Source organism: Microbacterium sp. MEC084 (assembly GCF_004514465.2).
Taxonomy (GTDB): domain Bacteria; phylum Actinomycetota; class Actinomycetes; order Actinomycetales; family Microbacteriaceae; genus Microbacterium.
In genome coordinates this window covers 1-542 of the sequence record NZ_MYFP02000061.1, presented here as the reverse complement: position 1 = coordinate 542, position 542 = coordinate 1, and the positions used below count along the sequence as shown (strand labels likewise).

Sequence of the window (542 nt, the reverse complement as noted above, 5' to 3'; positions counted from 1 at the left end):
GAGATCGACGCCCGCTCCGACCGGATGCTCGACGAGCGGCTGTCCGCGCAGCACGGATGCCGGAACGGGATCGAGCTGCTCGAACGACTCACCCAGGCGCCGACGCGGGAGGTCCTCGCGCGGGTGCGGCTGGACAAGCGGCTGCGCGCGGAGACGGCGCTCACCGGCGAGGCCCTCCCTCCCCGGCATCCCGAGGTCGCCGCCGCGATGCGGCACGGGGACATCGGCACGCCGGTCGCGGAACTGATCACGGGCACGCTGGACCGGGTCGCGCACCGCGCCGACCCGGTCGTCATGATCGCCGCCGAGCGCGAGCTCGTCGCCAGCGCCACCGGGCTCATCGACGGGATGCCGCCCACGTTCGCGCAGCTGAAGGTGCAGGCGGACACGTGGGCCGCGTACCTCGACCAGGACGGCCCCGCCCCGGACGCGGAGAAGGCATCCCGGCGGCGCGGGTTCACGATCGGGAAGGAACGCGACGGCCTGTTCCCCGCACGCGGAGACCTCACCCCCGAAGGCGCCGCGGTGCTCCAGCGGATCCT

The 542-nt window shown here is 74.4% G+C and carries 1 protein-coding gene; it reads left to right on the top strand.

The genetic code is table 11. The features are described from left to right. Positions 1 to 542, top strand: a 542-nt coding sequence (locus B5M43_RS14960; protein WP_230668294.1) for a DUF222 domain-containing protein, incomplete at both ends; no start/stop codon positions are given.